The organism is Novipirellula caenicola, assembly GCF_039545035.1.
GTDB classification, from domain to species: domain Bacteria; phylum Planctomycetota; class Planctomycetia; order Pirellulales; family Pirellulaceae; genus Novipirellula; species Novipirellula caenicola.
Map to the genome: position 1 here is coordinate 401,600 of NZ_BAABRO010000005.1, position 13,697 is coordinate 415,296.

General features: G+C 54.3%; 9 protein-coding genes. 4 read left to right on the top strand and 5 right to left on the bottom strand.

What is annotated here, in order from left to right; translation table 11 throughout:
• Nucleotides 1–138: 138 nt before the first annotated feature.
• Nucleotides 139–1,470 (bottom strand): Na+/H+ antiporter NhaA, encoded by a 1,332-nt coding sequence (locus ABEA92_RS13270; RefSeq protein WP_345684311.1) that lies wholly within the window; start codon nucleotides 1,468–1,470, stop codon nucleotides 139–141.
• A gap of 211 nt (nucleotides 1,471–1,681) precedes the next feature.
• Nucleotides 1,682–5,983, bottom strand: coding sequence for a sulfatase-like hydrolase/transferase (locus ABEA92_RS13275; RefSeq protein ID WP_345684312.1), 4,302 nt, complete (start codon nucleotides 5,981–5,983; stop codon nucleotides 1,682–1,684).
• Between the two features lie 191 nt (nucleotides 5,984–6,174).
• Here ABEA92_RS13275 and ABEA92_RS13280 point away from each other — a divergent pair, with 191 nt between their 5' ends.
• Both ABEA92_RS13280 and ABEA92_RS13285 read left to right on the top strand, forming a co-directional pair.
• On the top strand, nucleotides 6,175–6,819 hold the full coding sequence (locus ABEA92_RS13280) for a sigma-70 family RNA polymerase sigma factor (RefSeq protein WP_345684313.1): 645 nt from the start codon (nucleotides 6,175–6,177) through the stop codon (nucleotides 6,817–6,819).
• A gap of 15 nt (nucleotides 6,820–6,834) precedes the next feature.
• The gene (locus ABEA92_RS13285) at nucleotides 6,835–8,307 is read left to right on the top strand and encodes an RNA polymerase subunit sigma-70 (RefSeq protein ID WP_345684314.1); all 1,473 of its coding nucleotides are present in this window, start codon (nucleotides 6,835–6,837) and stop codon (nucleotides 8,305–8,307) included.
• A 41-nt stretch (nucleotides 8,308–8,348) separates the two neighbouring features.
• Here ABEA92_RS13285 and ABEA92_RS13290 read toward each other — a convergent pair whose 3' ends face one another.
• Together ABEA92_RS13290 and ABEA92_RS13295 are read right to left on the bottom strand one after the other, a co-directional pair.
• Nucleotides 8,349–8,513 carry a hypothetical protein gene (locus ABEA92_RS13290; RefSeq protein WP_345684315.1) on the bottom strand — a complete coding sequence of 55 codons (165 nt, stop codon included), beginning with the start codon at nucleotides 8,511–8,513 and terminating at the stop codon, nucleotides 8,349–8,351.
• A gap of 258 nt (nucleotides 8,514–8,771) precedes the next feature.
• Entirely contained in the window at nucleotides 8,772–9,986 is a 1,215-nt protein-coding gene (locus ABEA92_RS13295) for a DUF1559 family PulG-like putative transporter (RefSeq protein WP_345684442.1), read from the bottom strand.
• Nucleotides 9,987–10,490: 504 nt separating this feature from the next.
• Here ABEA92_RS13295 and ABEA92_RS13300 point away from each other — a divergent pair.
• Nucleotides 10,491–11,279: a carbon-nitrogen family hydrolase gene (locus tag ABEA92_RS13300; RefSeq protein WP_345684316.1), complete on the top strand. Its 789-nt coding sequence runs from the start codon at nucleotides 10,491–10,493 to the stop codon at nucleotides 11,277–11,279.
• Nucleotides 11,280–11,449: 170 nt separating this feature from the next.
• Here ABEA92_RS13300 and ABEA92_RS13305 read toward each other — a convergent pair whose 3' ends face one another.
• Nucleotides 11,450–12,889 carry an FAD/NAD(P)-binding protein gene (locus ABEA92_RS13305; protein ID WP_345684317.1) on the bottom strand — a complete coding sequence of 480 codons (1,440 nt, stop codon included), beginning with the start codon at nucleotides 12,887–12,889 and terminating at the stop codon, nucleotides 11,450–11,452.
• 231 nt (nucleotides 12,890–13,120) lie between these two features.
• Between ABEA92_RS13305 and ABEA92_RS13310 the strand changes: the two genes are divergently transcribed.
• Nucleotides 13,121–13,633: a MarR family winged helix-turn-helix transcriptional regulator gene (locus ABEA92_RS13310; protein WP_345684318.1), complete on the top strand. Its 513-nt coding sequence runs from the start codon at nucleotides 13,121–13,123 to the stop codon at nucleotides 13,631–13,633.
• Nucleotides 13,634–13,697: the final 64 nt, after the last annotated feature.

The following is a 13,697-nucleotide window of genomic DNA, read 5'->3' on the forward strand; positions in this document are numbered from 1 at the left end:
AGTTCAGAGCAGCAGAGTGAATACAACGCGTGTTTTCGCGTAAATCAAGGTCTTCGGTATGCCAGTGTAACGTGCTTGGGTCCGCCGAGGGAAGCTCGTTGCCGTTGGCCACGAGCCCCCTGGTCTGCGGCATCCCAATTATGCTGCCTTGGCCAGCGATTCTTCTTCGCTAGCAACTGATTGAAGTGGTCGAAGGCCGAGAGATCGTCCGAGCACGACCGCGATCGGAGCCGCCGCAAAACTCAGCAACGCTCCCATCTTCACCGAGTCTTGATCCAAACCGGGGACGGTGAATGCCGCAACCGAGACAAACAAGGCCACGGTAAAACCAATGCCAGCGACCATGCCCAGCGTCACCACGTGCCGATAATCCATCCCTGCTGGTTTTTCCAGTTTCAATCCTTTCTCTGCGAATAACGTCAGCAAGGTGATGCCGACCGGTTTGCCCACCAATAGTCCGGCCAGCACAACCCAGGTTCCCGTACCGAGACTGCTCATCACGACGCCCGCGTTGGCCAACCCAAACAATCCCAGCCCAAATTCGACCGGCAATTTCCATGCGTGTTCGAACTCATTGAGGGTGTCGTGCCGGTTCTGTTCCTCGCGAGCAAAAATGCCAAGGTCGGTATGGGCATGAGGTAACAAGGGAATGATCGGGACCAAACCCAAGGCCGGATGAATGTTGGCCTGATAAAAACTAAACCACGAAACGACCCCCGGACCAATCAGATAGGCCCAGTGAGAATGAACCTTCGACCGCCGCAGCTGCATCGTGAACAACATCGCCCCCACGGTCAGTAACAACCATTCGGGACGGATTTCGGCTTGTGGATAAAACACGGCCAGAATGATCAAGCCTGCGGCATCATCCGCGATCGCCAATAACAACAAAAACGCGATCGCTGGGTGGCTGGCACCAAAAATGAATCGTGCAATCAAGTAACTAAATGCAATATCGGTCGCACACGGGATCGCCCACCCTTTGCCTAACGAATCATGCGTTCCGGTGAAATAAGTCCCCGCGATGTACACCAGGGCTGGGCCCATGATCCCACCGACAGTGGCAAGCAGCGGAGTCGCTGCCTTTTTGGGATCCGCCAACGATCCGCCGGGCAGCAACGATTCCCACACCTCCTTGGCCGCGATCGCAAAGAACAATGCCATCACGATGTCGTTGACAAAGAAATGTAACGTAAAGCCATGCGAACTCGCATGCTCGGCGGCATCATGACCACCGGCGTGAGTAGCGGTGAATAAGGACACCAAATCAAAGTTCACAAACGCTTGATAGCTGGGCGAATGGATGTTCGCCCACACCAGAGCCGACACCGCCCCGACGATCAGTAAAAATGAATTATCGATCAGCTTGCGAACAAGTCCGCGTTGTTTTGGTTGCCCCGACATCAAATCACGCTGCCCCAGCTTTAAATGAGAAGACGGCAATCCCGTAAAGCTGGGATCGCTCGTCATTAAAGGTGGGTTACGCTATGAGCCGCGACTTTCAATCGCAGCAAAGCGATGGCGTTAAAAGCGTCCGATGAGGCAGTTTGTGGCGGTTATCCGGAAGGTGAGAGTCAGAGTCCAAGAAAAAAGGCTCACAATGTGAGCCTTTACGCGATTTAGTGGCACGCGAGTTTCGTTTTTAAGTGAGAACTTCTCGCCTGCTAAAACACGGCAACCCTCACTCGTATTGCAATTGAGCAGTCGCGGTCGTGTCGCTTGCCGAAATCAAACGCACCCAGGCCGCACTGAACGCATCGGGGAACGAATACGTTAGCGTTTCACCGGCCGGCACATCAAACGACTTGTAGCGTCGCCAATGACCGTCCCCGGTGATGTCCACTTCGACATGCATCGTGACGGGTGTGTCTGAGTCGTGCGTTAGCGATAATGACTTGCGATCGTAACCCTTCATCAGGTACGGATCCGATGGCTGTCCGGCCTTGACCGTTGTGCTGAGCCATGGGCCGCCGTGACCGACCGGTTTGCCGAACTTCCAAAGGTCATCGATCCCGCCAAACCACAACGCCGCATCCTGCTTTTCATCGGCGAAGACGTGACCATCGTTTTTCGCATCCTCGCCAACGCCGGTCAGTACGAGCAGTCCGTTCCAGGTACAGAAATCGGCGATCTGTTTTGCGTGGCTCGACACGGGACGCATCAAGTTGAACGCCGGCGGGGCTCCGTTGATCACCAATGGCACCTCATAGAACGTGCCATGGATATTCGCCAACACTCGCTCGGATTCGACTTCGCGGACATCTCGCGGCCATCCCGACGCAAACGGCTTGTCATAGGCCGCGTTTCCTTTGGGCAATCGCAACCGTTTTCCGCCGTGCTTCAATACTACCGAAGCTTCATCGACCGTAAATTGCGGTTGGACGTTCAATAGGTCCGCTAGTTTTGGATCGTCTTCGTCGGCTTTGAATTCAAAACCTGCCTTGGTGAAATCAAAGAAGCGGTCCTCTGACGCAATCACACGCAAATTTCGATTTTGCTTGGCGGCATAGACCAACGCACTGCGTGCTTGATCGTCGTCTACGCTAGCAAGTCCGGCAAACAACGTCTGATTCTCGGACGCGCTTCCGTCGACAAATTTGGCCGCCGTTTGGTGCAGATACGCGGTGGCAACACAATCACGATTCGTTTTCAGCCGCAACCAAATTGCATCGAAATCCTCTGGCAATTCATAGGCCACGTATCCGTCGGCGGGGACTTCGATCGATTCGTAATCGACCCAAGTGCCATCACCACGACGGTCCACTTGCAATGCAAAAACAACGGGGGTGGCATCGCCATCGACGATTCGCTGCTCCACCGGTCGGGTGACAATCGAAGAGCGATCGGTTTTGATGTTCAGCTCACTCGGTTTGGATCCAAGCACAAACGCGGTATGAGGCATCCCAAATGATCCCGGTTGATGCTCGGTTGCGTTTTCAGGAATCGTGATCGTGCCCGGTTCGAACGAACGAGCGTAAACCACGTCTTGTAAATTCTTGCCCCATATGAGCGTCATGTCGGTCATTTTCCAGGCGGGATCCAAGGTTGGATTACCACGTTGGTCGACGGCTAGAAAGACCGTGACCCTTTGGTCAACGTCAAACGAATAGCCTTTGGCCGCGCGATGCCAATCGCCTCGAGGGACGGTGACTCGGGGTAATGAGGCGAGCCGATCGGGCATCGAACGAATCTCTTGTTGATCGCTCGCTCGGAGGGCCTCTTCGCCTTCGGTTGGCTTTGTGCGTCCGGTGGCAAGATGCAAAACACGGCGATCAAACCCTGAAACCAAGAACGGATCCGACGGGGTGTTTGCCGTCACTTTGTCTTCGATCCATGGACCGCCGTAACCGCTTGCAGGGCCCCATTCTTTCAGGTTTTCGTAGTCGCCAAACCACAGATTCGTTTGTGGTTGTCCCGCCAAATGGTTGCCTTGGATACTGGTTTCATCCGTCGCCAACACCAACTTGTCATTCCAAGCACAAAAGTCGGGGATGTACCGCAAGTGGCTTCCGATCGGCTTGATGCCAGCCGAGTTTTGGCTGGTAAACGTCTTGGGAAAGTCAAAGAACATGCCATGCATATCCATCATCCAGCGACCGTCGGTGATCTCGCGAATTCGCGGCCACTCGGTGTACCAACCATGGATGGCATCGTTACAAAAGGCGGCTTTGGGCAACAAGTAAGTATGCCACGTTCCGTCGTCGAGCACCTTTAGCCGCACACTGCGGCGATCCCAGCCCATCGTCCAAATCGGGTCATTGCCGTCGCTTCCACCCGCGATGCCGTTGGGGCCGGTGACCTCGGTGTATTGACGACGTTCGACGATTTTCCAATTTTCGCCATCGTATTCGGCTAGTACACCACGTTCTTCGCTGTTCTTTGCGGCGCCTCCGACAACCAGATCATCGTAGGTGCCCGCGGCGTGTTCGCCGTTATTGGATACCACCAAACGTCCCTGAGAAACATAAGCCCCTTTGCCATGCCAACCGGGAACCGGTTTTTTAAACAATCGCTTGACCGCCAACGTGTGCACATTGGCTTCCCAAATCGCCCCTTCCATATCGATGTAGTAAACCATGTTCGCGGGATCAGTCAGATGCCGCGTGATAGCGGTCACTCGCATCGGCATGTCTGCTGGCGAGATGACACGAACGTTGCCCTCGGCGTCGATCAGGTAGTGAGCGATCAGCAATTGATTCGATTCCGCGTGGATCATCCGTCCCGCCGGAGTACCGCCAACGCTTTCAGGATGCACGCTCAGCGTTTGCAGATCTTCGCCGATCGAGAACAGTTTGTGTTCGCTGCCGCGAGGTTGATGCGGCGCGTAGTTGACCATCCACAGTCTGTCGGCCCAAGGCACGATCGCTCCGATCCCACACTCATCATGCCCTGACTTGAAGTGGCCTCCGTTTTGACTGTAGATGCCATAAGTGGTCAAATGCGGATACACCCCGCTGATGTGGAGGTCGTTGCGAACCTTCTCGTCTCGGTGAGATAGGCTTCCAGCGTTTCGGTCCGCATTGGGCACACTCTCAGCCTGTGGAACTTTTCTAGCTTCAATTTCTGTCGGATTCTCCGCAACCAAAGTCTTCTCGTCCGCGGCGATGTCACTGCGGTGCTTGCGTAGTTGGTTCGATAAATCTTCGACGACCATCGCGTTGCTTGGATCACTAGCCACGTTCGTTTGTTCGATCGGGTCTCGATCCAAGTCGTACAATTCTAAAAAACGTTCTCCTTCGCTCGTTTCGGTTTCAATGTACTTCCAACGTGAACTGCGAACGGCCCACAACGGTTGGCTTCCTAATTGTTGTGACGGAGCTTCGTACAGAAAGCTGGTTCGCCAATCGGCAGGCTTTTCCGCACGCACCAGCGGCAGCAAACTGCGACCGTGTAGCGATTCTGGAATCGGCAATCCCGCTAGATCGTAGATCGTCGCTGTCAAATCGATGTTCAAAACCAACTCGGAAACAACTTGCGTTTTCGTGTTGGGACCGGTGATCGCCATTGGTACCCGCATCGATTCCTCGTACGGCAACACCTTGCTGGTCATGCCATGTTCACCAAGCATCCAGCCGTTATCCCCCATGAAGATGATCCACGTGTTGTCACGGATTTCGAGCGATTCGATTTCATCGAGCACTCGGCCGACCGCGGCGTCCATCTGCTGGACGCTGGCAAAGTATTCTTTGGCGTGTTGACGAATATTGGCTGGGTCGTCATAGCCATACGCTAATGCTTGAGTGCGGTTGCGAGCCGACTTCAGGTATTCAGGTTTTCCCGAAAGGTCATCGTCCCAGGTTTGCGGAAGTGGCATCTCAGATGCTTCATATTGCCCCAGATAAGCCTGTTCTGCTGGCCATTGGTGACGGTGGTCCATGTGCGGCACCTGCGTGTTCATCCACAACACAAACGGAGCGTCGTTTTCGATCGCTTCGCGGATGAAACGAATCGACTCATCGGCGGTGACATCGTCGACAAACCCTGGCATGACTTTGGTTTCGCCTGCGACCGTGAATTTGCGGTCGTACCACGTGCCGTTGGACCAACAGGTCGATGCAAAGTCGAATCCACAATCCTCGGGCTTGTTTCCCAAATGCCATTTTCCAGTCACGCCGGTCTGATAGCCGATTCTTCTCAGCGACTGGGCAAAGGTGACTTCCGAATGGTGGATTTGACTCTTTCCGATTTCCGTCACCCCGTTGGCACTTCCATAGCGGCCGGTTAGACAAGCGGCTCTGCTCGGCGAGCAAATCGCCAAGGTGACAAACGCATTTTCGAAACGGGTTCCCGACGCGGTAATGCGATCGAGATTGGGGGTTCGAACAAACGCTTCGCCAGATTCACTCGTTGCGTCCCAGCGATGATCGTCGGTCAGGATAAAGACGATGTTCGGTTTGCCCGTGTCGGCCGAGGCGATCGTCCCCGCGACGGCGAACATCAGGCTGGCCAAAACGGCAACGTGGTGGGAACTCAGACGTCTCATTAGAAATACCGTTTCGTTAACGAATTCGAGGAGGGATTTGCAGGGCGGGAGAGTTGCCCCATAAGAGCCTTCAAACGCGGAATGAGACATCGTAGCTCAATAAAAAACAAAAATTGCTAAAATCGTGTCCTGTAGAGCCAACTTCGGCTCTCTTTCCCTAGCCAGCGCTATCGAGGTTTGATGATCGACGGATGACGGACGATGCCAAAGCGAATTCTCAGCCGCCAACCGGTGTCCCTTCATCGGTCGATGACGCTTCGTCGGATCAAATCGACAGCGCTGCCGAAGCGAATGATGCCGCGTTGCAGCGAGGACAACTCGATCGGCAACGAGAATACACCCAACGGTTCGAACAACATCGCCGCGTGATTTTGCTGTATTTGCGAAGCCTGCTTCCAACCCAAAATGATGTCGACGAAGTCTTCCAAGAAACTTGCCTAGTGACTTGGCGTGAATTTGATCGCTTCCAAAGTGGAACCAATTTCGCAGCCTGGGCCTGCACAGTGGCGTACAACCAAGTGCGTGCCTGGCGAAAACGACAAAGCCGTGAACGACTACGTTTCAGTGACGATTTGACGCAACTTGTCTCTTCGGAACTGATCGATCATCGTGAACACTATGAACGCTATGTGACCGCGCTGGATCAATGTATTGAACTGCTTCCTGATCATCACCGCGCTTTAATCGAAGATCGGTACCGAAACGAAATTCCCCTCGAAGTGGTTGCCCAAGCATCCAACCGTTCCAGTGCCACTGTTCGTCGCATGATCAACCGAGTCCGCGAAACTTTGCGTGATTGTGTCGCAACGCGAATGCGGATGGATCGTGAAACATAAAACCAACCGAAAACGATGACGACCGAAAACGAAGTAAACCCCGATCGCTGGAACCGCTACTGCGCGCTGCGTGATTTGGTGCTCGACGAAGAGGCGGACGAAGCTCAGCTAGCAGAGCTGGAAGCATGCGTTGTCGCGGATTCGTTACTTAAACGCGATTTTGTTGAATCCTTACAAACTCGTGCCGCGATCACCTATACGAAAGATGAATTGGCGGTTTCTCCCGAAAAATGGGCCATGACATTCCTACCGGTGACCTCGGCGACACTGCCGTCATCGTCGCGGTGGTGGTCCATGCCCAAATGGGCGTACCTTGGGATCGCTGCTGGGATTCTTTTTTTCATGACCTCCGCATGGGTATACTTTGATCGCGGTGGTGACCAAGAGATGGGGCTGATCGTCAAAACCGAAAACTGCCAATGGCAGGGATCGACCATCCCGACTGTCCCAGGATCCTCGCTGCGTCGTGGCCGACTTGTTCTCGCTCGCGGGATTGCCGAACTACGGATTGGTTTGGTCGACGTGACGATGGAAGGCCCAGCGGATTTGGAATTGATTGGCTCGGATCGATGTTTTGTGCACTCAGGTCGTATCCTTGCCAAAGTCCATGCTGGCGGTGAGGGTTTCCAGGTGCAAACCCCCACTTCACTATTGATCGATCGCGGTACCGTGTTCGGTGTGAACGTCACCGCCGACGGCAATTCGGATTTGACCGTGGTCAACGGTCGCGTCGATGCGAAACATCTGTCCTCGGGTGCGACCGTCTCAGTGACCACCCATGATGCGAGACGATTCACCCGTGTGGGAATTGAAACATTTACCAGGGAAAGCAACGACGAAGCAACGGATGCTCCGAGGCATTCCTACGCTACGGACGAACTATCAACCGTTCAAATCTCGACCGCCATTGGCGAGGGCCGCGACGGCTACGTGATGGCGAGCAAACAGTCCGAAGAAAAGGTGTCGCGAGTTGCCCTGTTGGTGAAAGAACCGCCTGATTTTCATTGGGGCACGCCTTTCCGCCGCCGTGGCTATCTGCATTTTGATCTATCGTTTGTTTCCGAGCGAACGGTCCACTCGGCCAAACTGCAGTTGCAAGGCGTTCCCACCGAGATCGGTTTTCTATCATTAATGCCCGATGCCACGTTTGCCGTTTACGGGTTGACCGACGAGTCACTCGAAGATTGGGACGAAGCGACGCTGAGGTGGCAATCATCACCCGGAATGCTTGCTGACGGCGTGACGCTCGACCCTGCAAAAACCAAGTTGCTGGGGAAATTTGTCGTGCCCCAATCCGATCCCACGCGAATGTTCAGTATCGCGACGCCCGAACTTGCCGAGTTCCTGAACCAAGACACCAACGGCGGTGCTACGCTGATCCTGGTCTCGGAAACTGCCGGCATCAAGGATTGTTACGTGCATGGATTCGCCAGCCGGCGACACCCCGACGCATCCCCGCCAACACTGCGGTTGACGTTAACTCCCTAGCAAAAAATGTCGGACACCTTTTTACGGACACTTTCTTTCGCTTAGACGCCACCGCCTCCGGCATTTTCTGACTCAAAGCGAGACTCTTCGGCCTCGTAGACCGATTTGTCTTCGAGCGGTTTGACTTCCGACGTCGGACCGCTGTCACACCCGCTGATCACACACGGCGCGACCAAAAGCATCAACATCAATAACCTATGAAACATGTTGGGGAGTCCTAAAAGAAGAAGGAAAGAAAAAGAACCGACATCGTGTGGCACATGCCAGTAAAACGACCGGGCATCCTGTGAGCTGTTGGCGTTAAAGAGCGTTTGGCTCTGGAATATCACAACCCGAAGCGTGAGCAAGGGAATCGTTATCTTGACTCGGTACTTCACCGACGCATCGGGTTACGATGATGAGCGTCCCGCAAGGAAGAACCAGGCTTTCTAAACGGGACACAGCCGCGCTCCTGTCGGCGTACTTTAGAAATCGGCTTGAACCGTTTCCTTGGCGGCAGCCGAACCGAGGGCTCCCCACAAACCGTAAGGACTCTTTTCTCCGACGTTGCTGTTGTCCTTAGAAATGCTCCAACCCGACGCGGTGTTGCCCGAATCGATGCTGTCGGTGATGAATTTCACTGCCCCATCGGCAAACAACACGTGACAACCACCTTGGTGGCGACTCGATGCGCTATAGACACCATGTTCCCAATAGGTTCCGTAGCCATTGAATCCCATCACGCTCGGCGAGTTCGGTGGCAACACCGTGGTGATCGACGTCATCGCTGGCAGTGCGTCGTACCAACGGCCGCCGCGTGATTGCCCAAACGTGGTAAAGAGCTGCGATTCAGGAACGCTATAGAACAGCGGCCGCTGAGGGTCGCGTAGGGTATCGAGAATCGCGGGTCCACGCGAAACCGTTTGAGCTCCGCCCGATCCCGAAAAGTGGCTGTTGTCCAACACGCCACCGATCACGCCGGTGTCACCGAGATAGGTTGCGATTTCAGCCATCGCCACCGTGTTGCTGGTGCCGTCGAGAATGTCTCGGAAACCTCGATACCGTTCTCGAGTAAAGACGCCTCGCAATGAACCACGATCAAGGTAGATGTTCGGATTGCTTGGTGGACTTGTATTCCAATTGGTGTTTTCGTTGTAGAAGATTCGTTTGACCGAATCACCAAGCGAATACGCGTAATTCGTTAACGCGGCTCCGCCTGCCGGTTGCCCTGGATCGGAAGGACAGCGATAGGACACAACCTGCGTTCGCCATGGACGATAATCATCGATATCAATGTGCAGTGCTGGACCAAACGCCGGCCAACCTGTTCCTGAACCAAGCGTGATCGCGGCGCTCGAATGAGGGGACTCACCGGGTTGAGCCAACAGCGGATTGGACATCATCTCCCATAGCGATTGCTGTTCGATAAACGGCAACAGGGCGACCAGACAATTCAGTCGCCCCGTGTGATGACGAGTCCCGCTGCCTCCGCTGGGCAGCTTGTTGTAGGCCGCATGGTAGTTGTGTAGACCGAGCCCGATTTGCTTGAAATTGTTGCTACACGACATCCGCCGTGCTGCTTCCCGCGCGGCTTGAACCGCCGGCAACAATAAACCGACTAGCACGCCGATGATGGCGATCACCACCAGCAATTCAACAAGGGTGAACGCAGGACGAGGACACTTTTGACCGTTAATAATACCACCTCAATTTGATAAGAAAGGGATGAGCGAAGGTGTGACCACGATCCGGAAAACAGAAACTCTCTATAGAGCGAATTTACGAAATGAGAATTCTCATAATAGGGGGACAGTCCCGATAGTTCGCAGTCCTCATTTATAGAGCGGTTGTAAACGAACTCAGACATTAATAACAGAAATTTTTTCGTTATTTCCTCTAGGAGGTCGCCGATTTGCACGCAACGGGCATTTTGCATGACCGTGTCAGGGTCCCTATAGGTGCCAATCGTCAATCTCACTGATCCACTGAATCCAGACGACCGGACCGCTATAACGTAGGAACGAAATCGTGACTTCCAACCTGGAATCAAACGATGTGATACGGGTCACTCGCTTTGGCGAGCACGATCCGGTGCCATCAATCCTGGCAAATACCCACGCGATCTTGGACACGATCCTTGACCAGCACCCCCACATGCCACGGTCCTCGTGGCTCGCGTCATTCGCTTCTATTTAGGCTCTACCATGAAACTGAGAATCTCTTTAGCACAGATGGATATTGCGTTGGGCGAACCGAGACGCAATTTAGAAACATTAAAAACGTTCATTGATGCGGCCGTGGTAGCCGGATCGGATGTGCTCGTTTTGCCCGAGCTTTGGTCAACAGGATACGTCTTGGAACAAGCCGAGAAGTTCGTCACCCGTACCACCGAGGGCATCTTTGCCGACGTCTCTCAACTTGCACAGCAACATCGTCTGCACATCGTGGGATCCAATCTCTCGCTGCTCGCTGAAAATCAATATGGCAACACGCTTACTTGGGCAGCACCCGATGGAACTCTGCTCGGAAGCTACAATAAGATGCATCTATTCAGATTGATGGACGAGGAGAAATATCTAACGGCTGGTGACGAGCCCGTTATGATCGCGACACCCTGGGGCCAGGTGGGCCTTTCGATTTGTTATGACCTGAGGTTTCCGGAACTGTATCGCCAATATGCGCTCGCTGGTGCCCAACTCATTCTCGTTCCTGCCGAGTGGCCTCATCCGCGTTTGAATCACTGGCGGACGCTGCTCCGCGCACGCGCGATCGAAAATCAACTCTTTGTGATTGCCTGCAACCGAGTGGGGCAAGGCGGCGACGTATCCTTCTGTGGCCACTCGGCGATCGTTGACCCGTGGGGCGATGTACTGGTCGAAGGGGGCGAGGAAGAAGGACTGTTCACGGCCGACATCGATACCACAGCGGTGGAAGAGATTCGTGCAAAAATTCCCGTCTTCGCGGATCGCCGCCCGGAGTTGTATACGAAGTAGGCAGATCAGCAATTTCAAAGCGTCGGTGGAGACACCCCGTCGTCGGTCGCCACCGCGTCGGGACGGCCGGTGTGATCGATGCTCGCCATCAGCAACGGCGAGACTGATCTTCTGAGGCGAACTGATTCACGCAGGGCTGCTGACATTCAATCAAGTGACCGTGAATCCGTTCAGATGCAGTACTCGATCGTATCCAGGTTAGAAACCGCGACCGGTTCTTGATCCAGGATGGACCGCGCTACCAAGTACGCTTGCTGACGCAGTTCGGGCACCGCGATACTCTCCCATAACGTGCCCTTCAAGATCGGGCCGATCGCGCGCATGAAAGGCACCGGAGCATCATTGGTGTCCAGTACCGTGAAGTCATCGGCCACCGCGATTCCCATGTCCATAGCATCCGGTTTGGCCAAACCTCGATCGAACAGATTGCGATACAGCGGCAACGCGGAATCGGAGAATCGAGATTTGGGACCTGTGCAATTGATGACCAAGTCACCTTCGATGCGTTTCGGCGATCCTTCGCGATCCACCATCTGAATTTCGATACCATGTTCACCCGCCGTTAACGATTGGATTGTCGCTGGGGTGATGGTCAATTGACCGCAGTCGAGCGCATCGGTGATTGCATCATGGATCGGGCCGGCGATACGGTGACGAATCACGTTCCAGTCCGCCGAGTACTTTTTCAAGAACAATGTCCGTTCATCGAGCGATAGGTCCTTCCACAACTGTTGCGTGCGACTTCGCAATTTGTCGACCGCGATCGCAGGGTTTTGGCTGGCGCCCCGCAGACGTTCACAATCCTGGCGAATCAATCGCACCAACTCTTTTAACGAACGCGTTTGCCCGTCATCAGGGATCACCTGTGGCCACTCGATGCCACGGAAATGACGCTGCGGCAACATTCCATTGCGAGAGATCGCGGTCACCTTTCCGCACCACCCTTTGTTGCGAAGTGTCACGATCACATCAACCGCAGTCAGCCCGGTCCCCAAGATCACAATGTGCTTGTCGTCGCTGGGAAGATTCTCGTGCCAATCCTTCCATGGGTTGCCGCAATAACGTCGATCGTTCGCGAGTACGCTGGCGCCGGGCAATCCGGCCGGCGGTTGATTCCCGGTCGCCAACAAAATCGATTCGGCTTCGATCGGCTCGCCGTTTTCCAACATCACCACGCCCCCTTGGTTGCCGCTAGCCGACAAACCGCGCGGAACTACGTCGACGGCAGAATCCTCTACCACTTCGCACTGGACGCTGGATCGAGGATCCGCCGTACCGAGATAGTGAGCTGCTAAGCCACGAACATAATCACCAAAAATTCGCCTAGGAATGAACGTTTCGCGAAGGGTATCGTCGTCGATCGCATCAAACTCGCTTCGCGAGCGCAACCAATCGAAAAAGTGCGACGGATGATCCGGAAAAGCCGACATGTTTCGGGCTGCCACGTTCAGCAAATGCTCGCTACGCGTCGTTCCGTATGCGGTCCCGCGGCCAAATGGGCTTCCTGAGTTGATGATCACAACTCGCTGAGGTGTGGTGGCGAAGCGAGTAAGATTGACGGCGGCCAGCGTTCCGCTGAACCCGCCACCGATGATGGCCGTGGTTGGCATGTCGACAAACTTCCATAGATAGAGAGGGAAGGTGATGCGCCCAAGGGGGCACGCATCCCACTTGCAGTTTTCAAGGAGGGGGGGGACCGTAAACCAGTCTCTGTCGCAACGGGTTTAAACCGCATACATCAGATCTTGATTCGCGAATATCTTATCGATAAAGTATTATTGCGTCAACTGATATCGATCCTTCACCTTCCTTTACGAATCCCTCCCTTCAGGTTCCTTTTGATGAGCGACCTTTCCCAAGAACTGCACCGCTGCGAACCTTTCGCAAGCGTGGATCAAGAAGCCGTCGTGAGCTTGGTTCGCACCGGGGACCAACTCGACAATCACTTAGCGCGATTCTTTCGCCAACACGACATGACGTTTTCGCAATACAATCTGCTTCGCATTTTGGATATGGAGGACCGTCCGTTGACGTGCAGCGAAATTGGCGAGCGTCTGGTCCAAGTCGTCCCGGCCGTCACGGCATTGGTCGATCGATTGTTAAAACGTGAACTCGTTACGCGCGAGCGAAGTGAAACCGATCGTCGGGCGGTTTATGTGACGATCACCAAGGAAGGCCGCAAGTTGGTCTCGCCGATCGTTGAACACCTACGCGAACTCGAACGCGATGTCATGAGCGATCTGAAACGCCGTGAACAAAAGGAGTTGATTCGGTTGCTGCAGTTAGTGCGAACCAGCATGAACAAAGCGGTCGAACGTCGTGCCGGCGAATCGCTTTCTAGTTCCGCTCTGTAGCTTCGTTTTTCTGTTCGTTCTTTCCCCTTGCCTCGATTGCGTCTTGCATTCCGATTTTTCCACC